Origin of the sequence: Microbacterium sp. I2 (genome assembly GCF_051364985.1) — a bacterium.
GTDB lineage: Bacteria > Actinomycetota > Actinomycetes > Actinomycetales > Microbacteriaceae > Microbacterium.
This window is the reverse complement of the sequence record NZ_JBLWIH010000001.1, coordinates 669,389-695,006: the sequence shown is the minus strand read 5'-3', so window position 1 is coordinate 695,006 and position 25,618 is coordinate 669,389. Positions and strand designations below refer to the sequence as shown.

General features: G+C 68.3%; 25 protein-coding genes. 16 read left to right on the top strand and 9 right to left on the bottom strand.

Going from position 1 to position 25,618, the window contains the following annotated elements; translation table 11 throughout:
- Window positions 1-180 precede the first annotated feature (180 nt).
- The 3 genes from ACLKM7_RS03270 (at window position 181) to ACLKM7_RS03260 (ending at window position 3,510) form a co-directional block, all read left to right on the top strand.
- Window positions 181-1,227 carry a substrate-binding domain-containing protein gene (locus ACLKM7_RS03270; RefSeq protein ID WP_436445654.1) on the top strand — a complete coding sequence of 349 codons (1,047 nt, stop codon included), beginning with the start codon at window positions 181-183 and terminating at the stop codon, window positions 1,225-1,227.
- Window positions 1,228-1,302: 75 nt separating this feature from the next.
- The gene (locus tag ACLKM7_RS03265) at window positions 1,303-2,472 is read left to right on the top strand and encodes a Gfo/Idh/MocA family protein (RefSeq protein WP_436445652.1); all 1,170 of its coding nucleotides are present in this window, start codon (window positions 1,303-1,305) and stop codon (window positions 2,470-2,472) included.
- A gap of 33 nt (window positions 2,473-2,505) precedes the next feature.
- Window positions 2,506-3,510, top strand: coding sequence for a sugar phosphate isomerase/epimerase family protein (locus ACLKM7_RS03260; RefSeq protein ID WP_436445650.1), 1,005 nt, complete (start codon window positions 2,506-2,508; stop codon window positions 3,508-3,510).
- 76 nt (window positions 3,511-3,586) lie between these two features.
- On the opposite strand, the gene ACLKM7_RS03255 is transcribed toward ACLKM7_RS03260, so the two are convergent.
- Together ACLKM7_RS03255 and ACLKM7_RS03250 are read right to left on the bottom strand one after the other, a co-directional pair.
- Entirely contained in the window at window positions 3,587-4,066 is a 480-nt protein-coding gene (locus ACLKM7_RS03255; protein ID WP_436445648.1) for a MarR family winged helix-turn-helix transcriptional regulator, read from the bottom strand.
- Window positions 4,066-5,796, bottom strand: a complete 1,731-nt coding sequence (locus ACLKM7_RS03250) for an MDR family MFS transporter (protein ID WP_436445646.1) — start codon at window positions 5,794-5,796, stop codon at window positions 4,066-4,068. The genes ACLKM7_RS03255 and ACLKM7_RS03250 overlap by 1 nt, the downstream gene beginning before the upstream one ends.
- 131 nt (window positions 5,797-5,927) lie before the next feature.
- On the opposite strand from ACLKM7_RS03250, the gene ACLKM7_RS03245 reads away from it, so the two are divergent.
- Entirely contained in the window at window positions 5,928-6,431 is a 504-nt protein-coding gene (locus ACLKM7_RS03245) for a 2'-5' RNA ligase family protein (RefSeq protein ID WP_436445644.1), read from the top strand.
- A gap of 46 nt (window positions 6,432-6,477) precedes the next feature.
- Here ACLKM7_RS03245 and ACLKM7_RS03240 read toward each other — a convergent pair whose 3' ends face one another.
- Complete coding sequence (locus ACLKM7_RS03240; protein WP_436445642.1) at window positions 6,478-7,140, bottom strand: YqaJ viral recombinase family protein; 663 nt, start codon at window positions 7,138-7,140, stop codon at window positions 6,478-6,480.
- Window positions 7,141-7,240: 100 nt separating this feature from the next.
- Here ACLKM7_RS03240 and ACLKM7_RS03235 point away from each other — a divergent pair, with 100 nt between their 5' ends.
- Window positions 7,241-7,549, top strand: coding sequence for a 4a-hydroxytetrahydrobiopterin dehydratase (locus tag ACLKM7_RS03235; protein WP_436445640.1), 309 nt, complete (start codon window positions 7,241-7,243; stop codon window positions 7,547-7,549).
- A 7-nt stretch (window positions 7,550-7,556) separates the two neighbouring features.
- Here ACLKM7_RS03235 and ACLKM7_RS03230 read toward each other — a convergent pair whose 3' ends face one another.
- Together ACLKM7_RS03230 and fdhA are read right to left on the bottom strand one after the other, a co-directional pair.
- Window positions 7,557-7,955, bottom strand: coding sequence for a GlcG/HbpS family heme-binding protein (locus tag ACLKM7_RS03230; protein WP_436445637.1), 399 nt, complete (start codon window positions 7,953-7,955; stop codon window positions 7,557-7,559).
- A gap of 52 nt (window positions 7,956-8,007) precedes the next feature.
- Entirely contained in the window at window positions 8,008-9,228 is a 1,221-nt protein-coding gene (fdhA, locus tag ACLKM7_RS03225) for a formaldehyde dehydrogenase, glutathione-independent (RefSeq protein WP_436445634.1), read from the bottom strand.
- A 365-nt stretch (window positions 9,229-9,593) separates the two neighbouring features.
- On the opposite strand from fdhA, the gene rplJ reads away from it, so the two are divergent.
- The 7 genes from rplJ to ACLKM7_RS03190 all read left to right on the top strand — a co-directional run bounded on the left by rplJ (window position 9,594) and on the right by ACLKM7_RS03190 (window position 17,296).
- On the top strand, window positions 9,594-10,109 hold the full coding sequence (gene rplJ / locus ACLKM7_RS03220; RefSeq protein ID WP_168911382.1) for a 50S ribosomal protein L10: 516 nt from the start codon (window positions 9,594-9,596) through the stop codon (window positions 10,107-10,109).
- 45 nt (window positions 10,110-10,154) lie between these two features.
- Complete coding sequence (gene rplL / locus ACLKM7_RS03215; RefSeq protein WP_168911381.1) at window positions 10,155-10,544, top strand: 50S ribosomal protein L7/L12; 390 nt, start codon at window positions 10,155-10,157, stop codon at window positions 10,542-10,544.
- Window positions 10,545-10,905: 361 nt separating this feature from the next.
- Window positions 10,906-11,832, top strand: a complete 927-nt coding sequence (locus ACLKM7_RS03210) for a carbohydrate ABC transporter permease (RefSeq protein ID WP_436445631.1) — start codon at window positions 10,906-10,908, stop codon at window positions 11,830-11,832.
- A 139-nt stretch (window positions 11,833-11,971) separates the two neighbouring features.
- Complete coding sequence (locus tag ACLKM7_RS03205) at window positions 11,972-12,742, top strand: carbohydrate ABC transporter permease (protein ID WP_436445780.1); 771 nt, start codon at window positions 11,972-11,974, stop codon at window positions 12,740-12,742.
- A 95-nt stretch (window positions 12,743-12,837) separates the two neighbouring features.
- On the top strand, window positions 12,838-14,175 hold the full coding sequence (locus ACLKM7_RS03200) for an ABC transporter substrate-binding protein (protein WP_436445629.1): 1,338 nt from the start codon (window positions 12,838-12,840) through the stop codon (window positions 14,173-14,175).
- A 158-nt stretch (window positions 14,176-14,333) separates the two neighbouring features.
- A complete protein-coding gene (locus tag ACLKM7_RS03195; protein ID WP_436445627.1) occupies window positions 14,334-16,190 on the top strand; it encodes a DUF6807 family protein in 1,857 nt (618 codons plus the stop codon).
- A complete protein-coding gene (locus tag ACLKM7_RS03190) occupies window positions 16,187-17,296 on the top strand; it encodes a Gfo/Idh/MocA family protein (RefSeq protein WP_436445625.1) in 1,110 nt (369 codons plus the stop codon). Before ACLKM7_RS03195 ends, ACLKM7_RS03190 begins: the two co-directional genes overlap by 4 nt.
- A 9-nt stretch (window positions 17,297-17,305) precedes the next feature.
- Here ACLKM7_RS03190 and ACLKM7_RS03185 read toward each other — a convergent pair whose 3' ends face one another.
- On the bottom strand, window positions 17,306-18,349 hold the full coding sequence (locus ACLKM7_RS03185; protein ID WP_436445623.1) for a LacI family DNA-binding transcriptional regulator: 1,044 nt from the start codon (window positions 18,347-18,349) through the stop codon (window positions 17,306-17,308).
- Window positions 18,350-18,586: 237 nt separating this feature from the next.
- Here ACLKM7_RS03185 and ACLKM7_RS03180 point away from each other — a divergent pair, with 237 nt between their 5' ends.
- The 3 genes from ACLKM7_RS03180 to ACLKM7_RS03170 all read left to right on the top strand — a co-directional run bounded on the left by ACLKM7_RS03180 (window position 18,587) and on the right by ACLKM7_RS03170 (window position 21,998).
- On the top strand, window positions 18,587-19,942 hold the full coding sequence (locus ACLKM7_RS03180) for an ABC transporter substrate-binding protein (RefSeq protein WP_436445621.1): 1,356 nt from the start codon (window positions 18,587-18,589) through the stop codon (window positions 19,940-19,942).
- 113 nt (window positions 19,943-20,055) lie between these two features.
- Complete coding sequence (locus ACLKM7_RS03175) at window positions 20,056-21,024, top strand: carbohydrate ABC transporter permease (protein WP_436445619.1); 969 nt, start codon at window positions 20,056-20,058, stop codon at window positions 21,022-21,024.
- Entirely contained in the window at window positions 21,021-21,998 is a 978-nt protein-coding gene (locus ACLKM7_RS03170) for a carbohydrate ABC transporter permease (RefSeq protein WP_436445617.1), read from the top strand. Before ACLKM7_RS03175 ends, ACLKM7_RS03170 begins: the two co-directional genes overlap by 4 nt.
- Before the next feature lie 88 nt (window positions 21,999-22,086).
- On the opposite strand, the gene ACLKM7_RS03165 is transcribed toward ACLKM7_RS03170, so the two are convergent.
- Both ACLKM7_RS03165 and ACLKM7_RS03160 read right to left on the bottom strand, forming a co-directional pair.
- Window positions 22,087-22,764: a DUF305 domain-containing protein gene (locus ACLKM7_RS03165; protein ID WP_436445615.1), complete on the bottom strand. Its 678-nt coding sequence runs from the start codon at window positions 22,762-22,764 to the stop codon at window positions 22,087-22,089.
- 5 nt (window positions 22,765-22,769) lie between these two features.
- Window positions 22,770-23,471 carry a DUF3105 domain-containing protein gene (locus ACLKM7_RS03160; RefSeq protein WP_436445613.1) on the bottom strand — a complete coding sequence of 234 codons (702 nt, stop codon included), beginning with the start codon at window positions 23,469-23,471 and terminating at the stop codon, window positions 22,770-22,772.
- A gap of 184 nt (window positions 23,472-23,655) precedes the next feature.
- On the opposite strand from ACLKM7_RS03160, the gene ACLKM7_RS03155 reads away from it, so the two are divergent.
- Entirely contained in the window at window positions 23,656-25,005 is a 1,350-nt protein-coding gene (locus ACLKM7_RS03155) for a multidrug effflux MFS transporter (protein ID WP_436445611.1), read from the top strand.
- Between the two features lies 1 nt (window position 25,006).
- Here the strand turns inward: ACLKM7_RS03155 and ACLKM7_RS03150 are convergent, their stop codons facing one another.
- Complete coding sequence (locus ACLKM7_RS03150; RefSeq protein WP_436445609.1) at window positions 25,007-25,507, bottom strand: nitroreductase family deazaflavin-dependent oxidoreductase; 501 nt, start codon at window positions 25,505-25,507, stop codon at window positions 25,007-25,009.
- Window positions 25,508-25,618: the final 111 nt, after the last annotated feature.

The following is a 25,618-nucleotide window of genomic DNA, read 5'->3' as shown; positions in this document are numbered from 1 at the left end:
TCAGCTGGCGGAGACGTCGGCCCGATCGGACTTATGCCGGAGGAAAAACAAAAGATGACGGATGCCGCATCACTTCTGCTACGGTGGTCCCGTCAGCGTGGACCTCGAGTGCCGGCATACAGCATCCCTGTCCTGGGACGGCGCGTTGTCACAGCTGCATCACATTTCAAGGAGGAAACAATGCGCTCACACCTGAAGGCGCGCACGCGACTGGTGCTCACCGGCACCGCCGTCGTCGCCGCCATCGGACTTCTCGCCGGATGTACGGGCGGAGGCGCCGACGAAGGCGACGTCGTCGACCAGGGCACCACGACCGAGGAGAACGCGGAGTCGGGCGACACGGTCGTCATCGGCTTCTCGGGCCCCGCGGCCGACCACGGCTGGCTCGGCGCCATCAACTCGGGGGCACAGGCTGCTGCCGACAGCTTCGACGACGTCGAGCTGCGTGTCGCCGAGGGCACCAACGACGCGATCGCGCAGATCGCGGCCGTCGAGACCTTCATCAACGAGGGCGTCGACGCGATCGTGCTGCTGCCCTCGGACGGTGCGGCTCTGACCGAGATCGCCATCGAAGCGATGGAGGCCGGCATCCCGGTCATCAACGTCGACCGCGAGTTCTCGAGCCCGTTCGCCGCCCGCGCGACCGTGCTCGGCGACAACTACGGCATGGGCGTCAGCGCCGGCACGTACATCTGCGAGCAGCTCGACGGCAACTCGGACGCGGTCGTCGCCGAGATCGCCGGCATCGACTCGCTGCCGCTGACGCAGGACCGCTCGCAGGGCTTCGCCGACGCACTCGAGGACTGCGGCCTGGAGGTCTCGGCCCGCGTGGCCGCCGACTTCACCGTCGCCGGCGGTGAGTCCGCGGCCTCCCAGCTGCTGGCCGCCAACCCGCAGATCGACGCCATCTGGAACCACGACGACGACCAGGGCATCGGCGTCCTCGCGGCGATCGACTCCGCGGGCCGCGACGAGTTCTTCATGGTCGGCGGCGCCGGTAGCCGCAGCGCCATGGAAGCGATCGAGGCCGACGATTCGGTGCTCAAGGCGACGATCATCTACCCGTCGACCCAGGCCGCTGACGGCGTCGCGCTTGCACGCCTGATCGCGCAGGGCAAGACCATGGGCGACTTGATCACCCCTGGCATCCCGAACCGGATCGTCCTCGACGCCCCGGTCGTGACGAAAGACAACGTCGACCAGTACATCGACCTCTCGTTCGAGTAAACCTGGAAGACGAGCGGGGCGTCCGCCGGCACGGCGGGCGCCCCGTTCCTTGACTCCCGAGAGAGAGGACACGCGATGACCGACACGCTTCGCGTCGCCATGATCGGCCACGGCTTCATGGGCGCCGCACATTCCCAGGGGTGGCGCGTCGCCCCCCGATTCTTCGACCTCCCGCTAGAGCCGGAGATGGCCGTCGTCGTGGGCCGCAGCGCCGCCGGCATCGAGGCATCCGCCCGCAAGTGGGGCTGGACCGAGAGCGCCACCGACTGGCGCGAGGTGGTGGGCCGGGACGACATCGATGTCGTCGACATCGTCACTCCCGGCGACACGCACGCCGAGATCGCGATCGCCGCGCTCGAGGCCGGCAAGCACGTCCTGTGCGAGAAGCCGCTGGCCAACACCGTCGCCGAGGCTCAGGCGATGAACGAGGCGGCGACCTCTGCCGCCGAGCGCGGTGTGCGCTCCATGGTCGGCTTCACCTACCGGCGCGTTCCCGCCGCGACCTTCGCGCGCGATCTGGTCGCGGCAGGGCGCATCGGCGAGGTCCGCCAGGTGCGCGCGGAGTACCTGCAGGACTGGCTGATGGATGCCGAGGCCCCGCTCACGTGGCGCCTGAAGAAGGAGCACGCCGGATCCGGCGCGCTCGGCGACATCGGGGCCCACGCCGTGGACCTCACCGAATTCATCACCGGCCAGCACCTCACCTCCGTGTCGGGCATCATCGAGACCCTTGTCAAGGAGCGTCCCCTGCTCGGCGAAGGGGTCGGGCTCTCGGGCACCGCGTCCGACGAGCGCGGTGAGGTCACCGTCGACGACATCGCGCTGTTCACCGGCCGGCTCGAATCGGGCGCGCTCGCCTCGTTCGAGGCGACGCGATTCCGCACCGGGCGCAAGAACGCCCTGCGCATCGAGATCGCCGGTTCTACCGGAGCGATCGCATTCGACCTCGAGCGCATGAACGAGCTCGAGTTCTACGACGCCACGCAGCCCGGACTGGAGCTCGGATTCCGCCGCATCCTGGTCACCGAGCACGATCACCCCTACCTCGCCCCGTGGTGGCCGACCGGGCATATGCTCGGCTACGAACACGGGTTCTCACATCAGGTCCGGGACTTCGTCACCGCCATCGACGAGGGCTCGGCACCCCGTCCGTCGTTCGCCGACGGACTGCACGTGCAGTGCGTGCTCGACAGCGTGGAGCGCAGCTCGGCCGCGGGCAGCGTCTGGACCCCCATCGCCGGCTGAGCTCCGGCATCCCTCTATGAAAGGTGCAACGCGATGACGCGACCGGTCACTCTGTTCACGGGCCAATGGGCCGACCTGCCGTTCGAGGAGGTGGCGCGCCTCGCCGGCGAATGGGGTTACGACGGACTCGAGATCGCCTCGTGGGGCGACCACCTCGACGTGTCGCGCTGGGATGACGACGCATATGTGCAGTCCCGGCTCGACATCCTCGAGCGCAACGGGCTCAAGGTCTTCACGATCTCGAACCACCTCGCCGGACAGGGAGTGTGCGACGACCCGATCGACCAGCGGCACCGCGACATCCTGAACGACCGGGTGTGGGGCGACGGTGATCCGGAAGGCGTGCGCCAGCGCGCAGCCGAGGAGCTCAAGCTCACGGCGAGGATGGCCGCGGCCCTCGGCGTCAAGACGGTGACCGGCTTCACCGGGTCGTCGATCTGGAAGGCCGTCGCGATGTTCCCGCCCGCCTCCGACGAGTTCGTCGAGGCCGGCTACCGGGACTTCGCCGACCGGTTCCACCCGATCCTGGATGTGTTCGACGAGGTGGGTGTGCGCTTCGCGCACGAGGTCCACCCGTCCGAGATCGCCTACGACTACTGGACGACCAAGCGCACGCTCGAGGCGATCGGCCACCGCGAGGCGTTCGGCCTCAACTGGGATCCGTCGCACATGGTGTGGCAGGACCTCGACCCCGTCGGGTTCCTGTGGGACTTCCAGGACCGGATCTACCACGTGCACTGCAAGGACACGAAGAAGCGGACCGGCAACGGCCGCAACGGGCGGCTGTCGTCGCACCTGCCGTGGGCTGACCCCCGCCGCGGCTGGGACTTCATCTCGACCGGCCACGGCGATGTGCCGTGGGAGGACGCCTTCCGCATGCTCAACGCGATCGGCTACGACGGCCCGCTGTCAGTCGAGTGGGAGGATGCCGGCATGGACCGCCTCGTCGGAGCGCCCGAGGCGCTCGAGTTCGTGCGCCGGCTGTCGACGTACGAGCCGTCGGCCGCGGCGTTCGACGCCGCGTTCTCGAACAAGTAGCACGCGACCAGTGCACGAGAGGTGCCCGCGGCGATCACGCCGCGGGCACCTCTTGCTGTCCACCCGGCGGCGGGGCTCAGACTGCGGGCGCCTCGCCCGCGGTGAGTGCGTGCAGAAGCCGAGTCAGGTTTCGGATGTCGTCGAGCGGCCATTCCTCGAGCGCATCGACGAGCGCGTTCTCCTGCGGTGCGCGCGCGGCCGTCAGACGCTCCAGCCCCTCGGCCGTGGGCGAGAGCAGGCTCGAGCGGCCGTCGTCGGGGTCAGGTGTGCGCTGGATCAGGCCGAGCTGCTCGAGCTCGCGGACCGTCCGGCTGATCTGCCCCTTGTCGGCCACGAGGCTCTCGGCCAGCGCTGAGAGCGTGATCGACTCGCGCCGCACGATCGTCGTGAACACCTTGTAGGCACCGGGCAGCATGCCCGGGCTGACCCTGTTGGCGTTCTCGGTGATGATGCGGCGGAAGCGGTTGATCAGCTCGCCGAACTCGGCCTCGAGCGCGCGCACCGCCTCGGTGCGCGCCTCTCGGGTCGTCTCGGCGGCGGTCATCGTGCTCGACATTAGCGGGAGGATCCCGTCCCTGTGGCTCGCGTGACCTCGGGGGTCTCGGCGGCGGCGGGGGAGGGCGCTGAGGCGGGCTCGGAACCGGTCGCGGTGAGCGCCTCCATGCCCTCAGCCGTCGAGACCGTCGCGAGGTCCGCCTCGCTCGCTGAGACGCGCTCGCTCGTCGTCATGCGTGTGAGCGGGTTGTTGGGGAGGAAGACGATCGCGATGAGGCTGATCACCGCGAGCGGGACCGCGATGAGGAACGAGTTCGCAATGGCCTGCGCATAGATGTCCTCGAAGATGACGCGGACGGCCTCGGGCAGTTGCGCGACGTTCGGGATGGCGCCGGACTGCAGCTGCTCGGCGACCGATGCGCCCTTCTCGCCAAGTGACATGACTGCCGCGGTGATGTCGTCCGTGCGGGCGGCGACGAGGTTGGTGGCCGAGCTCGCGAGTGCTGCGCCCATCACGGACACGCCGATCGTGCCGCCGAGGCTGCGGAAGAACGTCACGCCCGAGCTCGCGACACCGATCTCGGTCGGCTTCGCCGTGTTCTGAACAATGAGCACGAGGTTCTGCATCGTCATGCCGACGCCCGCACCGAGCAGGAACATGTACAGCGAGACAAGCACGAAGTTCGTGTCGTAGTGGATCGTCGACAGCAGATACGAACCGGCGATGAGCAGGACGCCGCCGACGATGAGGTAAGGCTTCCAGTGTCCGTGCCTGGTGACGAGCCCGCCGATCACGATCGACGCGATGAGCAGGCCGGCGATCATCGGGATGGTCATGAGCCCCGCCTCGGTCGGGGTCGCGCCGCGTGCCATCTGCATGTACTGGCTGAGGAACACCGACGTGCCGAACATCGCGATGCCGATGGAGATCGACGCGATCACGGCGAGCGTGAAGGTGCGGTTGCGGAACATCGTGAGGGGGACGAGCGGCTCCTTCGAGCGCAGTTCGACGATCACGAACACAACCGCGGCGAGCAGGGCACCACCGACCATGAGGATCGTCTGCGTGCTCCACCAGTCGTAGTCCGTGCCGGCGTTCGTGACCCAGACGAGCAGCAGCGAGACCGCCGTGGACAGCAGCACGATGCCGAAGTAGTCGATGCGCGCCTTCTGCTTCGGACGGACGGGCAGATGCAGCGTGCGCTGCATCATGATGAGCGCGGCGACGGCGAACGGCAGGGCGATGAAGAAGTTCCAGCGCCAGTCGATGGTGTCGGTGATGAAGCCGCCCAGGAGCGGGCCGCCGACGGTCGCGACGGCCATCACCGCGCCGAACAGGCCCATGTAGCGGCCGCGCTCGCGCGGGCTGATGATGTCGGCCATGATGACCTGGCTGAGCGCCGCCAGTCCGCCGGCGCCGATGCCCTGCACGGCGCGGAAAGCGATCAGCGTGCCGGGGTCCTGTGAGAATCCGGCCGCGGCGGTCGCCAGCACGAAGATCACGATCGCGATCTGGATGAGCAGCTTGCGGTTGAACAGATCGGCCAGCTTGCCCCAGATCGGCGTCGAGATCGCGGTGGTCAGGAGTGTCGCCGTGACGACCCATGTGAACGCGGCCTGGTCGCCGCCGAGGTCGTGGACGATGACGGGGAGCGAGGTCGAGACGACGGTCGACGCGAGCATCGACACGAACATGCCGAGCAGCAGGCCGGTCAGTGCCTGCAGCACGCGACGGTGCCGGCGCTGGTCCTCGGCGGAGGGAACCGATTTGACGGCGGCGGAGGTTGCCATGGGAATCCTTCGAACAGCGGGTACGAGTGCGAGAACGCACAAAGTCTTTGACTGGAGTCAACAGTTGAGAGAAGTCAACTATATACAAGTGGTTGATATGTGTCAACTATGTCTTGCACCAAGATGGACTCGTGTTCAGCGTGGAACTGCTGCCCGACGGCCAGGTGGAGGCCGCCGTGCGCGAGGAATGGCGTCGCCTCCTGGACGCCGGCCTGCCGAGCGCCGGTTTGCACGCCGCTCAGACGAATCATCCCCATGTCACGGTGGCGGTACGCGACCAGGTCGACGCGGACGCAGTGGCACCTCTCGCGTCCCTGCTTCCGATCCCTGTGGAACTGGGGGGCGCCTTGCTGTTCGGCCGAGGGGAGCGATTCGTCCTCGCCCGCGCGGTGGTCGCCACGGAGCAGCTCCTCGAGTTCCACCGAGCCGTGGCACATGCGGTCGGCGCCCCCCAGGCGCGCTATGAGAACACCGCTCGCGACCGTTGGTCGCCGCACATCACTCTCGCCCGACGTCTGCACTCGGATCAGGTGGCATCGGCCCTTCGTGCGCTCGCGATGCCGGCTCTGCGGGGCGCCGTCGTCGGGCTTCGCGTGTGGGACTCGGCGGCCAAGCACGTGACGACTCTCCGCTGAACGCGACCTCGGAACCTGGGCGGAGGCCGGGCGAGGGCTGCGAGAGTCAGTCGGCCAGAGCGAGGGCGCGGAACGGCTGCCGGGGTGCCGACGGCGGTTGCGGCATGCGCTGCTCCGCGCGTCGCGATCGGGTCGTTCGCATGTAGAGCTCGTCGATCAGCGCCGTGGCCAGCCGAACCAGCTTGTCGATCTCGGCTTCGTCACGGTCGACCCATGCGCACCGCGGCTCGTCGCCGACGGGGACGAAGCCGTCGTGCTGCTCCCACGCGACGAGCGTCCGCTCGGCGCCCAGCACGTGCTGCTGCCACCACACCTGGCGCAGGTAGGAGCGAGGGATGCTGCGCCACGACTTGTTGGTCGTCTTGATCTCGGCCAGGATCACGCGCCCCGAGGTGTCGACGGAGATGCCGTCCGGCGTCGCGAGATGCCGCTTCTCGATGACGGCGTGGAAGAGGGCCGACGAGGGCTGGATGCCGTGGGTCGCCGCAACCCACGCGGCGATCTCGGGCTCGCGCGCGCGCCCGTGGGCCGTGTAGGCGTTGCCCGAGAAGCCCGAGCCCATCAGCTTGGCGTCGGCGGCGCGGGCGATGGCTCGCTCCGAAGTGAGGGCCGCGACATCCGTCGCCGTGATGCCCCGTGACCTGGCGCGCACCCACGCCACCCGGTCGCGGGAGTCCGCGACGATGCGGGCGGCGAGTTCGGGTGTCACGGATTCGAGCGTACGCCCGACCCGCGACCTTGCATGCCCGACATGCCCTCGCTCCCGGCAACCCCCTTGCTTTCGCGCGGTGTCGTGCCATCGTCGAACCATGGACACCATCACGAGCGAAGAGTTCCGTGCGCACCCGGGTGTCGACGACTGGGCTCCCGGCGAAGCCGGCGCCGTCGGGCAGTTCCGCACCGGGAACTTCGCGACAGGGACGCAGCTGTTCGCTGCCATCGCAGAGCTCGCGGAGGAGGCCGACCACCACCCCGATGTCGACATCCGCTACGCATCGGTGCGCGTGACGCTCATGACGCACTCCGCCGGCGGCCTGACCGTGAAGGATGCTGCGCTCGCGGCCCGTATCTCGGATGCCGCGCGGGAGCTCGACATCCCCGCCGAACGGGTGACCTGATCCTCGTTCAGAAGGCGGTGGCGCCTGCTTCTGCGACGCTCTGGTCCTGTTCGCCCGAGCCGCCGCTGACGCCGACCGCGCCGACGACGACGCCGTCGCGGGACAGCGGGACGCCGCCGGCGAAGATGGCGACTTTGCCGCCGTTGGTGGCGTGGATGCCGTAGAACTGCTGGTTGGGCTGGGCGTTGTCGCCGAGGTCCTTGGTCTGGATGTCGAACGCTTTCGATGTCCACGCTTTGTTGATGGAGATGTTGACGCTGCCGATCCAGGCGCCGTCCTGGCGGACATGTGCGACGAGGTTGCCGCCGCCGTCCACGACGGCGATGTTCATGGGCTGGCCGATCTCGTCGGCCCGCTTCTCGGCGGCGGCGATGACGCGGCGAGCGTCTTCGAGGGTGACGGACATGGGGGTGTTCCTTTCGTGGGCGGATGCCTCGGACCGAGGCATCCGGTGTCTGTCAGGCGGTCTGGATGTAGCCGTTGGGGTTGAGGACGTACTTCTTGGCGGCGCCCTGGTCGAAGTCGGCGTAGCCGCGCGGGGCGTCCTCGAGCCCGATCGGGGTGGCGCCGACGGCGTCGGCGATGGCGACCTTGTCGTGCAGTATTGCCATCATGAGCTGCCGGTTGTAGCGCATCACGGGGCATTGGCCGGTGGTGAACGAGAGTGACTTCGCCCACCCGAGTCCCAGGCGGAGCGAGAGCGATCCGACCTTGGCGGCCTCGTCGACGCCGCCGGGGTCGCCGGTGACATAGAGACCGGGGATGCCGAGCGCACCGCCGGCCGCGGTGAGGTCCATGAGGGAGTTCAGCACGGTCGCGGGGGCCTCGTGGCCCGCATCGGCGCCGTGCCCGCGGGCTTCGAAGCCGACCGCGTCCACGCCGGCATCGACCTCGGGAACGCCGAGGATCTGCTCGATCTGGTCCTTCGGGTCGCCCTGCGACACGTTCACGGTCTCGCACCCGAACGACCGTGCCCGGGCGAGCCGTTCCTCGTTGAGGTCGCCGACGATCACCACTGCCGCGCCGAGCAGCTGGGCTCCGACGGCCGCGGCCAGTCCCACCGGACCGGCTCCGGCGATGTACACCGTGGAGCCGGGGCCGACGCCCGCGGTGTACGCGCCATGGAACCCGGTGGGGAAGATGTCGGAGAGCATCGTCAGATCGAGGATCTTCTCCAGGGCATGGTCGCGGTCAGGGAATACCAGCAGATTCCAGTCCGCGTAGGGGACGAGCACGTACTCGGCCTGCCCGCCCACCCAGCCGCCCATATCGACGTAGCCGTACGCGCTGCCGGGCCGGTCCGGATTGACGTTGAGGCAGATGCCGGTCTTGCCCTCCTTGCAGTTGCGACACCGCCCGCAGGCGATGTTGAACGGCACCGACACGATGTCTCCGACCTTGACGAACTCCACGTCCGGCCCGGTCTCGACGACCTCGCCGGTGATCTCGTGACCGAGCACGAGACCGGCCGGCGCCGTGGTGCGGCCGCGGACCATGTGCTGGTCCGACCCGCAGATGTTCGTGGACACGGTGCGCAGGATCGCGCCGTGCGGAACCTTCCTGCCGACGTTGGCCGGATTCACGCCCGGCCCATCCTTCAACTCGAACGCCGGGTACTCCGTATCGATGACCTCGACCTCGCCCGGGCCCCGGTAGGCCACCGCTCTGTTGCCAGACATCGTCGTCCCCTTCCGCCGCGCGACGGACATCGTCGTGCGACTCTGTCGTGGTGGTTGGCTCGATGCGAGCCTGTACCCAGAACATCCGCTGCGCAACGGGGCGCGTTGCAGCGCTGGATGCCGCGATTTGGCCGACGGCGCGGGATCACGTACCCTGGTGGAAGCCGAAGACCGCCGGTCATCGACGTGCGCGCAAGTGCACGAAGATCGAAGCTCTGCATCGCAGGGGCCCGCGCAGGTGTACGAACTTCATTGCTCCGTGCGCTTGCGCCGGAGCTTTTTCTTTGCCGTGAACCGATCGATGACCGGATGCCGAGGCCGACGCCCCGCCATCGTGGAGCGTCTCGTACACACAAGGAGTGGCCATGGCGCAGAAGGAAGCATCGGTCGCCGAGCTCACGAAGAATTTCGAGGACTCGACCGCCGTTCTGCTGACCGAGTACCGCGGTCTGACGGTTGCCCAGCTCAAGGAGCTGCGCAACAGCATTCGTCAGGATGCGGAGTACGCCGTGGTGAAGAACACGCTGACCAAGATCGCCGCGAACAACGCGGGGATCACGTCGCTGGACGACGACCTCAAGGGTCCGTCGGCCATCGCGTTCGTGCACGGCGACCCTGTCGCCGTCGCGAAGGGTCTGCGCGCCTTCGCCAAGGCACACCCTCTTCTCGTGATCAAGGGCGGTTACTTCGACGGTAACCCCCTGACCGCGGATGAGGTCACCAAGCTCGCCGACCTCGAGAGCCGTGAAGTCCTGCTGGCGAAGCTCGCCGGCGCGATGAAGGCCTCGCTGTTCGGCGCCGCCTATCTGTTCAACGCTCCGCTGTCGAAGGCCGTCCGTACGGTCGACGCGCTGCGTGAGAAGCAGGAGTCCGCGGCCTGACAACGGGCCACGGCATAGCAAATCCCCAAATCAAGGAGAAACATCATGGCTAAGCTCAGCACCGCAGAGCTGCTCGACGCGTTCAAGGAGCTCACGCTCATCGAGCTGTCGGAGTTCGTCAAGGCGTTCGAGGAGACCTTCGAGGTCACCGCTGCCGCTCCCGTCGCCGTTGCCGCCGCTGGCGCACCGGCCGGTGGCGCGCCCGCCGAAGAGGTCGAGGAGAAGGACTCGTTCGACGTCGTCCTCGAGGCCGCCGGCGACAAGAAGATCCAGGTCATCAAGGTCGTCCGCGAGCTCACCTCGCTCGGCCTCGGTGAGGCGAAGGCCGTCGTCGACGGTGCTCCCAAGGCCGTCCTCGAGGGCGCCAACAAGGAGACCGCCGACAAGGCGAAGGCCGCTCTCGAAGAGGCCGGCGCGACGGTTACCCTCAAGTAATCTCGCGCTGCTTCTGCAGCGATCCACGAAGGCCCCGGATGCCGCGCATCCGGGGCCTTCGTCATGCCCGGGCGCCACCGCCGCCCACCGGAGCACCGCGAGCCGTCGCAAGTGGCCGCATCGCCCCGCCGTGGGCGGCCATCCTCGACGGTTCGCGGATTCAGGGCGGGCTCCGGGAGGCCGACCCTCTGAAATCCCATTCTCGGACCATCGGCTCCGATTGTTGTTGATTTCACGGGAACGGTTGCGCTGCGGCATCCGATCTGTCCATACTGAGAAAGCGCATTCCAGAAAGCGCATTCTCAGCTCGACGACGAGACCGGAGGACATCGGTGGCGAAGACGCACCCCGGAGCACCCGCATGAGCGCGATCAGCGAGCTCGGAAAGCTGAAGTCGGCCAAGTCCGACGGCAAGAAGCAGAACAAGGCGGCCTACCTCTTCCTCGCTCCGTGGTTCGTCGGCCTGATCCTGATCACGATCGGGCCGATGGTCGCCTCGTTCGGGCTCTCGTTCACGCGGTACAACCTGCTGAGCCCGCCGAAGTGGATCGGGTTCGACAACTTCGCCCGGATGTGGGAGGACGAGCGCCTCCACAACGCATTGCAGGTGACGTTCACCTACGTCTTCGTATCACTTCCGCTCCAGCTCGCCGTCGCGCTCTTCCTCGCGATCGTGCTGGACCGCGGGCTGCGCGGCCTGGCGTTCTACCGCTCCGCCTTCTACCTGCCGTCGCTCCTCGGGGCGAGCGTCGCCATCGCCATCTTGTGGCGCCAGATCTTCGGCGTCGACGGACTGGTCAATCAGGTGCTGGCCTTCTTCGGCATCGAGGGCCAGGGATGGATCTCGAGCCCCGACACGGCCCTGGGCACGCTCATGATCCTCAATGTGTGGACGTTCGGCTCGCCGATGGTGATCTTCCTCGCAGGCCTGCGCCAGATCCCGACGATGTACTACGAAGCAGCGGACGTCGACGGGGCGAGCCGCCGGCAGCAGCTGTTCGGGATCACGATCCCGCTGCTCACCCCGATCATCTTCTTCAACGCGGTGCTGCAGCTGATCGGCACGTTCCAGTCGTTCACGCAGGCCTACATCGTCTCGGGCGGCACCGGCGGCCCAATCGACTCGACGCTCTTCTACACGCTGTACCTGTACCAGCAGGGCTTCACCAACTACAACATGGGCTACGCCTCGGCGATGGCGTGGCTGCTGCTGATCATCATCGGCATTCTGACCGTCCTGATGTTCTGGACCTCGAGGTTTTGGGTTTTCTACGATGACCAAGATTGATGACACCGCCACGTCGGCCCCGCTCCCGACCGAGACGATCGTGACCGGTCGTCCGCAGCGCTCGCGCCGCCGCAACCCGTTCCGCAAACCGGTCGCGAGCGCGGTGCGCCACACGCTGCTCATCGCGCTGGCGCTGGTGATGCTCTATCCGGTGATCTGGATGGTGGTCAGCTCGCTTCGGCCGAATGCCGAGATCTTCCGCGACCCGACGATCATCCCCGACAGCTTCGAGGTCTCGAACTACACCGACGGCTGGAACGCGCTGGCGTACCCCTTCAACGTCTACATGTGGAACTCGGCGATCATCGTGATCGGATGCATCGTCGGCAACCTCGTGTCCTGCTCGATGGCCGCCTACGCGTTCGCCCGGCTGCCCTTCACCGCCAAGCGCTTCTGGTTCGCCGTGATGCTGCTGAGCATCATGCTCCCCATCCACGTGATCATCGTCCCGCAGTACGTGCTCTTCGCTCAGCTGGGCTGGGTGAACACCTTCCTGCCGCTCATCGTGCCGAAGCTGCTGGCGACGGATGCGTTCTTCATCTTCCTGATGGTGCAGTTCATCCGCGGCATCCCGAAGGAGCTCGACGAGGCGGCCCGGATCGACGGCGCCGGCCACCCGCGCATCTTCCTGCAGATCATCCTGCCGCTCATGGTTCCGGCACTCGCGACGACCGCCATCTTCACGTTCATCTGGACGTGGAACGACTTCTTCTCGCAGCTGATCTTCTTGACCAAGCCCGAGCTGTACACCGTCCCGCTGGCGCTGCGGTCGTTCGAAGACGCCCAGAGTTCGACCAACTACGCCCAGATGTTCGCGATGAGCGTGGTCTCGCTCATCCCGATCTTCCTGATCTTCCTGTTCGGCCAGAAGTTCCTCATCAAGGGGATCGCGACGACCGGGATCAAGTGACGCACACGTCACGCACTGCTTCGCGGGCCGCCCGGCCCACCCTCATCACACGCACCAACACCCACTCACCGACTTCGGTCGAAAGGATGCAAGACATGCGACGCACCACAACCGCACCGCGCTGGTTGCTGCTGACCTCCGTCGGCGCAGCGACGATGCTGACGCTGACGGCATGCGCGGGGACGACGGAGACGCCTGCCACCGGGCCGACGCTGTCCGACGAGCCCGTGACGCTCAGCTTCACCTGGTGGGGCAACGACGTCCGCCACGGGATCACCGAGGAACTGATCGCCGCCTTCGAGGCGGAGCACGACAACATCACCATCGAGCCGCAGTACACCGACTGGGCGGGCTACTGGGACAAGCTGGCCACCACCGTGGCCGCCGGCGATGCCCCCGACATCATCCAGATGGACGAGAAGCAGCTGTCGACCTATGCGGCCAACGGCGTCCTGCTCGACCTCGGCACGCTCGGCGAATCGCTGCCGACCGACGACTTCCCCGAGTCGGTCCTGGGCACGGGCGCGCTGGACGGCACGCAGTACGGAATCCCGGTCGGCATCAACACCTACACCTACATGGCCAACGCCGACCTGCTCGAGAGCCTGGGCATCGAGATGCCCGATGACGAGACCTGGTCGTGGGAGGACTTCACGGCGCTCGCCGAGGAGATCACCACCGCCAGCGGCGGTGCCGTGATCGGCTCGCAGTCGTGGGGCTTCGAGGACGGTGGGCTGAACAACTGGCTGCGCCAGCACGGGGAGTCGCTCTACGCCGAGGACGGCTCTCCTGAGGTCACCGCGAGCGAGGAGACTCTCGCCGAGTGGTGGCAGGTTCTGCTCGATGTGACCGAGGCGGGCGGGACGCCCGACCCGTCGGCCACCATCGAGCGAGAGTCCGCCGGCCTCGCCGAGTCGTTCACGGCGACCAACCAGTCCGCCTTCGGCCCGTGGTGGTCGAATCAGGTCGCCGCGCTGCGCGACGCGAGTGGTCAGAACCTGGAGCCTCTCATGGTGCCGACCCCCGACGAGGGCGAGAGCGCTGCGGCCTATTACAAGCCGTCGATGTTCTGGTCGGCCTCGGCGAAGACCGAGCACCCGGGAGAGGTCGCGCTCTTCCTGGACTTCCTCGCGAACAGCGAGGATGCGGCTGACCTGCTGCTGGCTGAGCGCGGGGTGCCCGCGAACGACAAGATCCGCGAGTACATCACGCCCAAGCTCGACGAGGTCAACCAGGAGGTCGTCGACTTCCTCGACAAGATCGCCCCGCGCGTCGGCGATGCGCCGCCGGCCACGCCCCCCGGCGGCGGCGCGATCGAGACGATCATCGATCAGCACACCCAGCGCGTGCTGTTCGGCGAGCTGACTCCGGAGGATGCGGCGGCGAGCTTCATCGAGGAGCTGCAGCGCGCCCTGGACGACGCAGCGATCTGACGATGCCCGGCCGCGCCCGCCCGAGGCGCGGCCTTTCACACCCGCGCGGGGCCGGATCGAAGTGATGAGGGATCCGGCCCCGCGCGCCCCGCAATGCGACGCGAATGCGCCGCATGGCGCCCCCGCACGCCCATGATGGAGACCAGGAGGAGGTCGCGTTGAGCGAGGTCACTTCGCGCCCGATCACGATGGCGCAGGTCGCGCAGTACGCCGGAGTGTCGCAGGCGTCGGTGTCGCGCGTCCTCAATGGCGTCGCGACGGTGGACCCCGCGATCGTGGCGAAGGTCAATCGCGCGGTCGCGGCGCTGAACTACTCGCCGAGCGAGGCGGCCCGCAGCCTGGTGCGCGGGAGCAGCCACACGATCGCGCTGCTGGTGCCCGACCTCGAGAACCCCCTCTTCCAGGGCGTCCTCAAAGGACTGACCGTCGCCGCGGCACGCGACGGCTATCGCGTCCTGGTCGCCGACAGCGCCGAGGCGGTCGGTGTGGAGGCCGAGATCGCGACCGAGGCGCGCAGCAAGTGCGATGCGCTCGTGCTGGTGTCACCCCGGATGCCGGATCCTGAGCTCCGCGATCTCATCCAGCGGACCACGCCCGTGGTCGTCGTCAACCGGCGCGTCGACGACAGCCCGGCCGCGCAGCTCTCGGTCGACTACGTGTCGGCCGTCAAAGAGCTGGGCGTTCACCTGCGCGGTTTCGGCCACCGCCGGATCGCCTATGTCGCGGGACCCGCGCTCAGCTACGCCAACGAGCAGCGCGCTCAAGGGCTCGGCGAGCTCGCCCGCGAGCATCCGGATCTCGAGTTCCTCACCATCTCGGCGGGCTCGAGCATGGAGGCCGGCTACGACGCCGCGGACGCGGTGCTCGAGACCGGGGCCACCGCGGCGATCGCCTTCAACGACCTCGTCGCGCTGGGCCTGCTGTCGCGATTGCGCGAGGTCGGCGTCGACGTCCCCGAGCAGCTGTCCATCGTCGGGATCGACGACATCCCGCAGTCGCGTTTCGCCGCCCCGCCGCTGACGACCATGTCGGTCCCGAGGATCGAGATCGGGCGGCAGGCTTGGAATCGCATGCGTCAAGCATTGGAAGGCGAGAGTGCCGACCACCCCCTCTTCTATCGTCCCGTCCTCGTTCCGCGCCGCAGCTCCGGCCCCGCCTCCCATGCGAGCGGCTGGGTGGGCCCGGCCCGTCCGGTTCTGCGCCTCGGGTCCACCGTCGTGGCGCAGTACGAGGAGGGCACCAGCGTCGACTCGGTGCTGTCGCCGCGCCCGTTTCTCGACCGCGTCGTCTCGCGTGCCGGCACGCCGTTGTCGGTTACCGAGCCCACCGATCACCCGCACCACCTGGGCGTGAGCCTGGCGATCCCCGACGTCAACGGCACCTCGTACTGGGGTGGACGCACATACGTGCGCGGCGAGGGGTCGATCATGGTGCCCAACCACGGCCGGCAGCGCCGCGACAGGCTGCACATCGACGGGCATTCGCTCGACGAGCGGCTGAGCTGGGTCGACCAGCACGGCACGACACAGCTCGTCGAGGTGCGCGAGCTGCGCTCGGCCGAGCTCGCGAACGGCTGGGCGCTGCGCTGGCGCAGCCGGCTCAAAGCCACGCTCGACGCGATCACGTTCGGCTCGCCGGCCACCAACGGGCGCGAGGGCGCCGGCTACGGCGGCATCTTCTGGCGCTTCGCGCCCGAGATCGCGCGCGTGTTCAGCCCGGCGGGCGACACCGAACGCGACGTGCACGGCGCGATCACTCCATGGCTGGCCTTCACCTTCCCGGATCGGGGAACGACGACTGTGCTTCTGCAGGGCGAGGTGAAGCTGCCGTGGTTCGTGCGTTTCGCGGAGTACCTCGGCGCAGGCCCGGCCGTCGCGTGGGACTCGCCGCGCATGATCCCCGAGGGCGGTGAGCTCGCCCTCGAGCTGACGGCGTTCGTCCTGGACGAAGAGCTCGCCGACGCGTCCGCCGTCGAGGCGGCGCTTCCCGGCCTGCGCGCCGAGGCGGGACTGTGACCGATGGTCTGCGCGTCGGGGTCGCCGGTGTGCACGGGCACGGCCGCAGCCACGTGGACGCCGTGCTGGCGATGCCCGCGGATGTGGAGCTCGTCGCCGTCGCCGACCCCCGGGGCGGCGGCGACGTACCCCCGTCGACGAGGGTCTTCAGCGATGCCGCACAGATGATCGACGGGGCCGGTCTCGACGTGGTCGTCCTGAGCACACCGATCCCCACGCATACCGAACTCGCGCTGCGGGCTCTCGCCGGCGGCGCACACGTGCTGCTCGAGAAGCCGCCGGTGCCGTCGGTCGCCGATCATATGAGGCTGACGAGCGCAGCGGATGCCGCAGCCCGCGCGGTGCAGGTCGGGTTCCAGTCGCTGGGGAGCGCCGGTGTACCGGCGACGGCGGAAGCCGTGGCATCCGGGGTCATCGGCGACGTGCTCCACTACGGCGCGGTCGGACTGTGGTCGAGGTCGGAGGAGTACTGGCGCCGGACGGCGTGGGCGGGTCACCGGGTGCAGGACGGCCGGCTGGTCGCCGACGGCGTGGTCACGAATCCTCTGGCGCATGCCGTGGCGACGGCTTTCGCGATCGCGGGTGCGCACGCACCCGCCGACGTCGTGGCCGTCCACACCGATCTGCGTCGCGCGAACGACATCGAGACCGACGACACCTCCTCCCTCGTGGTGGAGCTGCGAGCCGGGCAGCGTATGGCTGCCGGACTCGCGGTGACGGCGCCGCGGAGGCATGAGCCGTACGTGCTGGTGCGGGGCACGCGGGGGCACATCGTCTACCACTACACGGCCGACACGCTGCACGTTTTCCGTGACGGTGCGCCGCTGCCCCGCACGTACGAGTTCACGCGCACCGGGCTCCTTGCCGATCTGGTGGCGCACGCCCGCAGGGGAGCCCCGCTGCTGGCGCCACTGCATCGCACCGGCGCATTCACCCGCGTTCTCGAGGAGATCGTCGACTCTCCGGCGCCCGCCCGCATCGATCCGTCCCTGGTGCGGGTCGCCACCGTCGGCGACGAGACCTTCCGCATCGTCGATGGAATCGAGGATGCCGCTGAGCGCGTGGCGTGGGAGGCCAGGACGTTCCGCGAGCTCGGCGCGTTCTGAGCGTCCCGGTCAGCGGCGCGGTCCCACGCCGACGATCGCGGACGCGTCGTCGTCTACGGAGGCGGTGGAGTTGCGCACCACCAGGGGCGAGGCCTCGTAGATGCGGTGCGTCGGCGCGGCGGGATCATCCAGTTGCCACATGAGCAGCTGCACGGCGGCACGCCCCTGCTGGTGCGGGCGCTGCTGCAGCGTCGTCAGCGAGAACATGTCGGCGTAGGCGTGATCATCGATGCCCACGACGCTCAGCCGGTCGGGCACGCGGATACCGAGCCGGCGCGCGGCGATGATCGCCCCGACGGCGACCTCGTCGCAGACGCCGACGATCCCGGTCGGGCGCGTCCGGCGGTCGCCGAGCAGTTCGACGGCCGCGCCGTATCCGCCCGGCAGGGTGACCTCGGACTGCACGTGCCGGGCGGATGCCTCGAGCCCGGCATCCCGCATCGCCGCGAGGTACCCTTCGCGACGGCGTGCATCGCCGAAGCTCGTCCGCCGCCCCTCCGGGTCGCCGCCGAGGAACGTGATGGACCGGTGCCCGAGCCCGATCAGGTGGTCGGTGGCGATGCGTCCCGCCGCTTCGTCGTCGATCGAGACGGCATTGGTGCCGGCGTCGTAGCCTCCGACGCTCACGACCGGCTTGCCGAAGGCCACCAGTCGTTCCAGCTCTCGGGCGTTCGGCTCGATGCCCACCGCGATGAGGCCGTCGAACCTCTTACGTGCGAGGAAGTGCTCGAACATCTGGCGTCGCGCGACCGATTCCGGGGGAGCGCCGTACAGGGCGAGGTCGTACTGGCGTTCCAGCAGCGCGTCCTGGATGCCCTCGAGCACCTGAGCGAAGAACCAGCGATCGAGCGAGGGCATGACGACGCCGACGGTCTGGGTGCGACCGGTCACCAGGCTGACCGCGCTGGTGGTGGGGACGTAGCCGAGGGCGGCCGCAGCATCCTGCACCCGGGACCTGGTCGCCTGCGAGACGTACCCCGCTCCGGTCAGTGCGCGGGACGCCGTCGACTTCGACACGCCTGCCAGACGCGCCACGTCGGCGATCCCCGCCATCGGGTCCTCCTCGAGGTCCCGCGGACGCCGCCGTCGCGCGGGTGAATGGAACCGGTTCCAGCGCCCATTGTGCCGCGTGCCCTTCTGGTACGCCACCCTGATCCCGCTGTTTACCGAGTTGTGATCCAAGACGATTGTGCCGTTCCCGCACATCCCCTAGCGTGAGCATGGAATCGGTTCCCGAAGGAACGCGCGGAGGCCGGCACGGACGCTCCGCGATCTCGATGAGGAGGACGCATGAGGATTCACAGACGCGGTCGCGTGCTTGCGGCAGTGGCGGGCGTGGGAATCGCGACGCTCGCACTCGCCGGCTGCACCGGCGACATGGAAGAGGGCGGCGGCGAGGCCGACTGCTCCGATTACGAGGAGTACGGCACCTTCGAGGACGCGGCCGTCACCATCGGCGGCACGATCCTCGACCTCGAGGCGGACCGCCTGGTGGAGTCGTGGAGCGACTTCGCCGAGTGCACCGGCATCGAGATCGACTACCAGGGATCGAGCGAGTTCGAGGCGCAGATCGCGGTGCTCGCCGAGGGCGGCAACGCGCCCGACATCGGCATCGTGCCGCAGCCCGGTCTGCTGGCACGTCTCGCTCAGGGCGGCTGGCTGATCCCGGCGTCCGAGGCGGTCGAGGCCAACGTGGACGAGTTCTGGTCCGAGGACTGGAAGACCTACGGCACGTACGACGGCACGTTCTACGCGGCGCCGCTGATGGCGAGCATCAAGGGGTACATCTGGTACTCGCCGACCGAGTTCGAGGAGAACGGCTGGGAGATCCCCGCGACGCTGGACGATCTGTCCGCGCTGTCGCAGGAGATCGCCGATGCCGGCGACCACAAGCCGTGGTGCGTGGGTCTGGAGTCCGGTGAGGCCACCGGCTGGCCCGGCACCGACTGGATCGAGGACTACATGCTCCGCCTGCACGGGGCCGACGTGTACGACCAGTGGGTCACGCATGGCATCCCGTTCAACGACCCGCAGGTCGTCGAGGCGTTCGACGCTGTCGGGGAGTACCTCAAGAACGACGACATGGTCAACGGCGGCATCGGCGACGTGTCGACGCAGATCAGCGAGGCCTTCCAGACGGCCGGCCTGCCGATCCTCGACGGCGAGTGCTCGCTGCACCACCAGGCGTCGTTCTACGAGACGTTCTGGAACCCCGAGGGTGGCGACGAGGTGGAGGTGGCGTCCAACGGCGACATCTTCGGCTTCCTCCTGCCTCCTGCCAACGCAGGGGACCCGCTGTCCGTCACCGGCGGTGGCGAGTTCCCGGTGGCGTTCCGCGACGCCGAAGAGGTGGAGGCGGTGCGCGCGTACCTGTCGAGCGACACGTGGGCGAACAACCGCGTCAGCCTCGGCGGCGTGATCAGCGCCAACACGGGCGTCGACCCCGAGAACGCGTCGAGCGAACTGCTCGTGCAGTCGATCGAGATCCTCCAGGATCCCGAGACCACGTTCCGGTTCGACGGATCCGACCTGATGCCCGGTGCCGTGGGCGCCGCGTCGTTCTGGCAGGGCATCGTCGAATGGGTCGGTGGCGCAGACACCCAGTCGGTGGTCAACGAGATCGATGCGAGCTGGCCCGCCAGCTAGCTCGCCGGTGAGTTGTCCGAGGCGGGACGTGCCCGCCTCGGACAACTCCCACCCCTCGCGCGGCCGGCGGCCGTCGCGTGCTCCCTTCGAAGACGAAGCAAGAGAGGCGATCGATGACTACCGGCGATCTGCTGGGCAAGATCCTCCAGGTGGTGATGGGCCTCGCGGTGTTTGCCGCGATCGTCGGGGTGCTCATCCTGCTGATGGGTCGCTCACCCAAGAAGGGCCGGGACTACTGGCAGCTGCTGTGGTTCCTGCTTCCTGCCCTCGTCCTGCTCGCCATCGGGCTGGTGTGGCCGGCGATCCGCACGACGGGGCTGGCGTTCCTGGACTCATCGGGCAACTTCAGCTGGGCGAACTTCGTGTGGATGTTCACCCAGCCTGCCGCGATCCGCACGCTGATCAACACGGTGGTGTGGGTGCTGCTGGTCCCGACGTTCTCCACCGCACTCGGCCTCGCGTACGCGGTCTGGATCGACAAGTCCCGCGGTGAGCGCTATTACAAAGCGCTCGTCTTCATGCCGATGGCGATCTCGTTCGTGGGCGCCGGCATCATCTGGCGCTTCGTGTACGAGTACCGCTCGGGGGAGCGCGAGCAGATCGGCCTTCTCAACGCACTCGTGGTGGCGTTCGGCGGAGACCCGGTCCAATGGATGCAGTCCGACCCGATCAACACCGTGCTGCTCATCGTCGTCATGATCTGGATCCAGACCGGGTTCGCGATGGTGGTGCTCAGCGCTGCCATCAAGGGCATCCCGACCGAGCAGATCGAAGCGGCCATGCTCGACGGCACGAATCCCTGGCAGCGGTTCCGCAACGTCACGGTTCCCGGCATCCGCGGGTCGCTGGTCGTGGTGCTGACCACGATCTCGATCGCGACGCTGAAGGTCTTCGACATCGTCCGCACCATGACCGGCGGAAACTTCAACACCAGCGTCGTGGCCAACGAGATGTACGTGCAGGCCTTCCGCGCCAGCGAGATCGGCAGAGGGTCGGCGCTCGCGGTGATCCTGTTCGTCCTCGTGCTGCCGATCGTCATCTACAACGTCAATGTGCTCCGCAAGCAGAGGGAGATCCGATGAGCGTGGCCCCCGTCGACCTGCCCGTCGACAAGGATCAGGATGCCTACCAGGAGGCCATCGCCGGAACGAGGGGTGGACGGGCCAAAACGCGCCTGACCTCCCGGACGGCCACCGTGGCCGCTCTGATCATCGCGGTGCTGTGGACGATCCCGACGTTCGGGCTCCTCATCTCCTCGTTCCGGCCGGCCGAGCTCATCCAGACCACCGGCTGGTGGACGATCTTCCAGAACCCCGGCTTCACGCTCGACAACTATCGCGATGTGCTGTTCTCGCCGTCGCAGTCGTCGCCGCAGCTGGGCGCATACTTCGTCAACTCGCTGGCGATCGCGATCCCGGCGACCATCTTCCCGCTCGTGTTCGCCTCGATGGCCGCCTACGCGTTCGCCTGGATCCGGTTCCGCGGTTCGGGCTGGCTGTTCGTCTTCATCTTCGCGCTGCAGATCGTGCCGATCCAGATGGCCCTGGTTCCGCTCCTCCAGACCTTCTCGACCTGGCTGCGGCCGGGCCAGGAGTGGCTGCACGACATCATTCCCATCATCCCGGTGCAGAACTACCTTCCGCTGTGGATCGCGCACACGATCTTCGCGCTGCCACTGACGATCTTCCTGCTGCACAACTTCATCTCGGAGATCCCCGGCGAGGTGATCGAGGCGGCACGCGTCGACGGCGCCAGCCACAGCCAGATCTTCTTCCGCGTCATCCTGCCTCTGGCGACGCCGGCGATCGCGTCGGTGGCGATCTTCCAGTTCTTGTGGGTGTGGAACGACCTGCTCGTGGCGCTGATCTTCTCCGGGGGCACACAGGACGTCGCACCGCTCACGCAGCGATTGGCCGAGATGGTCGGATCCCGCGGACAGGATTGGCAGCGCCTGACGGCGGGTGCGTTCGTGTCGTTGGTCGTGCCGCTGATCGTGTTCTTCTCGTTGCAGCGCTACTTCGTACGGGGCCTACTCGCCGGCAGTACGAAGGGGTGACGGTCCCGACATAGGCTCCATCCGGCACCGCAGCGGCCTGGACTCCCGGCGCGTGAGCCCGGCCTGGCGCCGAGGCAACGGGCTCGTTTCAGCTCGCGCAGCCGAGCCGCGCCTGGACCGCCTGCATCGCGTCGATCTCGGCGGTCTGACCGGCGGCGATGCTCTCGGCGACAGTGAGTGCGCGGGCGTCGGTGCCCAGCTCGACGAGCGCCTCTGCCATGGGGATCGCTCCCTCGTGGTGCCGGATCATCAGCGAGAGGAACAGGCAGTCCGCCTCCTGGCCGGTCGCGTCCTCGAGCGCGTCGAGTTCATCGTCCGACGCCATGCCCATCGCCTCGCGCGCCTCTTCGTCGGTCATCGGCTCGTCGGCGGGCACGCCGTGTGCGTGGCCCGCGTCGGAGTCCGACATCCAGGCCATCATCGGCTCGGAGCCGGCTTGCGAGAGCCCCCACTGCACCAGCCAGTCGTACATCTCGCCGCGCTGGCCGGACTGACCGGTGGCGATGTCGTACGCCAGGACGCGCATTTCCTCGTCGTCGGTCTTGCGGTAGATCTCCATGGCCATCTCGATGGCCTGCGAGTGGTGTACCTGCATATCGCGCGCGAACCCCGCCTCGGGCGAGCTGGTGCCGGGGGCGGCCGACCCCTGCGCGCCGAAGGTCGAGAACCGGCCGACGGCGAAGGCGATCGCGCCGATCGCGAGCAGCACGAGCGCGATCGCCCACCAGCGCAGCGGGCGCTGGTTCGGCGTCGCGGCGTCGCTCACGCCCGTTACTGCTTGCCGGGGGCGTTGAGCGCCCCGCTGCAGGACGCGTTCGGCTCGGGCACGTTCTGGCTGCGCCAGTACTCCTCGAAGAACTGGCCGATGCGCTCGTCGTCAGCAGAGTCGAGCTTGAGCTGGTGGTTCCAGGCCGACAGCACGACGGGAGAGTCGAGGCCCTCGTACGGCGAGAGCACGACGTAGCTCGAGGGAAGCTCCCCTCTGAGTGTCGAGAGCTCCTCGTCCGACAGGGCGTCGGCGTCGTAGGTGACCCAGATCGCGCCGTGCTCCATGGAGTGCACCGCGTTCTCGTCGGGGACGGGCTGGTCGTAGATGCCGCAGTTGAGCCACACGGCGTTGTGCGGGCCGCCGGCGGGCGGCGACTGCTCGTAGTCGACCTCGCCCTCGACGTGCTCGGTGGCGTTCTCGAACGTCTCGACGCCCTCGATCTCGACGCCATCGCTGCCTGCCTCGTACTCCTTCGGCGGCGGCGGCGCGAAGACGATGGATGCCACGATCAGGCCGATGATCGCCACCGCGGCCGTCGAGCCGACGATCCACCAGACCAGCTTGCTGCGGCGGCGCTTGGCGAGCTGCTTCTGGTACTCGGCCAGCTTCTCCTGGCGCTTCTGCTCGCGCTGCTGCTTGACCGTCAGGTTGATCTGAGCCTGGGTCGCGGGGTTGCCGCTGTTGCGCTTGTCGGCGGGGGTCATGTGTGCGTGATCTCCACTATCGGCGAAGGGCTCGGGCGCCCGGCATGGCAGCCCGCGGGCAGGCGACGGACTGCCCTCATCCTATGCGAGCGCATGCGATGCCGACTGAGAGGCGACCGACAGTGCGATAGCATCGAAAACTCGAATCGATTCGACTCCGCCGCCTCTCTCGAAACGACATACGTTGCTCGACACTGCCTCCGTTCCCGTCCAGCGCCCCGACGACCGTAACCCGGTCGAACTCCCGCCGACCGCGACCGGCGCCATCCGCACCCTCGGGAGCAATCCGGCCACCGCGCCGATCGTCCTGCACCCGGGGGACTCGATCACGACCCGTCGCCGGGTGCTCTACATCATCCTGCTCGGAGCGCTCACCGCCCTCGGCCCCTTCACGATCGACCTCTATCTGCCCGCGTTCCCCGCGCTGGAGGAGGACTTCCAGACCACGGCCGCGGCGATCCAGCTGACCCTCACCGGAACGATGATCGGCTTCGCGCTGGGTCAGCTCATCGTGGGTCCGCTCAGTGACAAGGTCGGCCGGCGCCTGCCGCTTCTCGTGGTGACCGCGCTCCACGTCGTCGCGAGCGTCGCGGCGGCCCTCGCCCCGTCGCTCGAACTGCTCTCGGTCGCCCGCGTCTTCATGGGCGCCGGCGCGGCGGCCGGCGGCGTCGTCGCCGCGGCGATCGTGCGCGACCTGTTCGGCGGACGCCGGCTGGTCGTGATGCTCTCGCGGCTCGCGCTGGTCTCGGGCGTCGCGCCCGTCCTGGCGCCGCTGGTCGGCTCGGCCCTGCTCCTCGTCGTGTCATGGCGGGGCATCTTCGTCGTGCTCGCGATCTACGGGGCGGTGATGCTCGTCTCGGCGATCGTCTTCCTCCCCGAGACGCTTCCGAAGGCGCGCCGGCACGAGAGGGGCGCGACCACCGTCTGGCAGCGCTATCGCAGCGTCTTCAGCGACCGTGTCTTCATCGGCGTTCTCATCATCGGCGGCATGACTTTCTCGGGACTGTTCTCGTACCTCTCGGCCTCGCCGTTCCTGTTCCAGGTGACGTACGCCTTCGACCCACAGCAGTACGGGGTGCTGTTCGCCGTCAACTCCCTCGGCGTCGTGCTCGGCGTCCAGGCGGCGGCCCGCCTCGCGGCGCGCTTCGGGCCGCAATGGGTGCTGGCCTGGTCGACCGCGGTGCTGCTGGTCGCGGCATCCGTCATCATCCTCGCCGACCAGCTCGGCCTCGGCCTGTGGGGAACGGTCGTGCCGCTGTTCGTCTTCATGACGGCGTGCGGCTTCTCGTTCCCGTGCGTGCAGGTGCTCGCTCTCGACCGGCACGGCAAGGCGGCCGGCACCGCGCAGTCGGTCGTCGGCGCGACGAACTTCGGCGTGGCAGGCATCATCTCGCCGTTGGTCGGCTGGATCGCGAAGGATGCCGGCATCACCGCGACCACGATGGCCACGGTGATGGTGGGATGCGCCGTCGTCGGCGTGCTCTCACTGTGGCTCGTGGTGCGCCCGCGCACTGTCGAGCGGCTCGCGCCCTGACTCAGGGCTGCGATTCCCGCACGGGCTGCAGTCGGAACAGGCGCACCTGCCTCCCGGACGACCTCTCGTAGTTGCGGTAGCCCGGCCACTGCGTCTCGATGCGCGCCCACACCGCGTCGCGCTCGTCATCGGGCACGAGGCTCGCCCGCACCGGCATGCGGCGTCCGCGCACCGTGATCGCGGCATCCGGATTCGCGATGAGATTCGAGGTCCACGCGGGATGCCGGGCGCCGGCGAAGTTCGTGCCGGCCACGATGGCGCGTCCCTGACCGTCGGGTGTGTACATGAGCGGGGCGTCGCGCGGCTCGCCCGACCGGGCGCCGACCGTGTGGAGCACGAGCGAGGGGACGAGCAGCGCGCTCACCTGCACGCGTCCGCGCGAGACCCACGTGACGAATCGCTCGAGTGGAGGGAGCAGTGCGGGCCCGAGCACGCGGCGGAACAGGCGGGTGCGGGTGAGCGGCGCGATGGCGGCGCGCACCACATCGACGACGGAGGTCATGGCACTCATCCTCACAGATGGGTCCGGTCCGGTGTGGCGGTGCGAAAACACGGGTCGGTGACGGCGACACGCCGTGACCGTCACCGCGGCGCGGCGTGTCGCCGTGACGGA

Excerpts from the sequence above, each read along its gene's own strand:
- ACLKM7_RS03210 (WP_436445631.1), top strand. The coding sequence starts at position 10,906 with ATGAGCGCGATCAGCGAGCTCGGAAAGCTGAAGTCGGCCAAGTCCGAC.
- ACLKM7_RS03250 (WP_436445646.1), bottom strand. The coding sequence starts at position 5,796 with ATGGCAACCTCCGCCGCCGTCAAATCGGTTCCCTCCGCCGAGGACCAG.
- ACLKM7_RS03255 (WP_436445648.1), bottom strand. The coding sequence starts at position 4,066 with ATGTCGAGCACGATGACCGCCGCCGAGACGACCCGAGAGGCGCGCACC.
- ACLKM7_RS03200 (WP_436445629.1), top strand. The coding sequence starts at position 12,838 with ATGCGACGCACCACAACCGCACCGCGCTGGTTGCTGCTGACCTCCGTC.
- ACLKM7_RS03235 (WP_436445640.1), top strand. The coding sequence starts at position 7,241 with ATGGACACCATCACGAGCGAAGAGTTCCGTGCGCACCCGGGTGTCGAC.
- rplL (WP_168911381.1), top strand. The coding sequence starts at position 10,155 with ATGGCTAAGCTCAGCACCGCAGAGCTGCTCGACGCGTTCAAGGAGCTC.
- ACLKM7_RS03185 (WP_436445623.1), bottom strand. The coding sequence starts at position 18,349 with ATGGCGGGGATCGCCGACGTGGCGCGTCTGGCAGGCGTGTCGAAGTCG.
- ACLKM7_RS03150 (WP_436445609.1), bottom strand. The coding sequence starts at position 25,507 with ATGACCTCCGTCGTCGATGTGGTGCGCGCCGCCATCGCGCCGCTCACC.
- ACLKM7_RS03170 (WP_436445617.1), top strand. The coding sequence starts at position 21,021 with ATGAGCGTGGCCCCCGTCGACCTGCCCGTCGACAAGGATCAGGATGCC.
- ACLKM7_RS03175 (WP_436445619.1), top strand. The coding sequence starts at position 20,056 with ATGACTACCGGCGATCTGCTGGGCAAGATCCTCCAGGTGGTGATGGGC.
- ACLKM7_RS03180 (WP_436445621.1), top strand. The coding sequence starts at position 18,587 with ATGAGGATTCACAGACGCGGTCGCGTGCTTGCGGCAGTGGCGGGCGTG.
- ACLKM7_RS03270 (WP_436445654.1), top strand. The coding sequence starts at position 181 with ATGCGCTCACACCTGAAGGCGCGCACGCGACTGGTGCTCACCGGCACC.
- ACLKM7_RS03260 (WP_436445650.1), top strand. The coding sequence starts at position 2,506 with ATGACGCGACCGGTCACTCTGTTCACGGGCCAATGGGCCGACCTGCCG.
- fdhA (WP_436445634.1), bottom strand. The coding sequence starts at position 9,228 with ATGTCTGGCAACAGAGCGGTGGCCTACCGGGGCCCGGGCGAGGTCGAG.
- ACLKM7_RS03160 (WP_436445613.1), bottom strand. The coding sequence starts at position 23,471 with ATGACCCCCGCCGACAAGCGCAACAGCGGCAACCCCGCGACCCAGGCT.
- ACLKM7_RS03230 (WP_436445637.1), bottom strand. The coding sequence starts at position 7,955 with ATGTCCGTCACCCTCGAAGACGCTCGCCGCGTCATCGCCGCCGCCGAG.
- ACLKM7_RS03265 (WP_436445652.1), top strand. The coding sequence starts at position 1,303 with ATGACCGACACGCTTCGCGTCGCCATGATCGGCCACGGCTTCATGGGC.
- ACLKM7_RS03205 (WP_436445780.1), top strand. The coding sequence starts at position 11,972 with ATGCTCTATCCGGTGATCTGGATGGTGGTCAGCTCGCTTCGGCCGAAT.
- rplJ (WP_168911382.1), top strand. The coding sequence starts at position 9,594 with ATGGCGCAGAAGGAAGCATCGGTCGCCGAGCTCACGAAGAATTTCGAG.